The sequence below is a fragment of the Aquabacterium parvum genome, assembly GCF_001447195.1.
Lineage (GTDB): Bacteria > Pseudomonadota > Gammaproteobacteria > Burkholderiales > Burkholderiaceae_C > Aquabacterium > Aquabacterium parvum.
The window spans coordinates 1-273 of sequence record NZ_LFRI01000134.1 but is presented as its reverse complement, the minus strand read 5'-3'; the positions used below and the strand labels follow the sequence as shown (position 1 = coordinate 273).

General features: G+C 55.3%; 1 protein-coding gene. It reads left to right on the top strand.

Features of this window, described 5'->3' with window-relative positions; all coding sequences use genetic code 11:
* Positions 1–88 precede the first annotated feature (88 nt).
* On the top strand, positions 89–273 hold a 185-nt coding region (locus tag ABG80_RS04565), incomplete at its 3' end, for a hypothetical protein (RefSeq protein ID WP_152987459.1).

The following is a 273-nucleotide window of genomic DNA, read 5'->3' as shown; positions in this document are numbered from 1 at the left end:
GAACTTTTCAAGCGGCGCAGTTTCCCTTGCCTGCGATCTGACTTCCTCCTAGAATCCAAAGCATCCGCTTTTGGATTTTGGAGGAATCATGAACTTTGACGAAGTAATCCAGCTTCAGGTGCTGAAGCTCAAGGCCATGAGCCACGGTGCCAACATGGGCCGGCTGGTCGATCAGGCCATTGATCAAGGCCAGCTCACCGAGCTGCGCCAGATGTGCGCCAAGGTGCATCCCTCGCTGATCGAGCGCCTCGATCAAGTGACGAACCTGCTCGA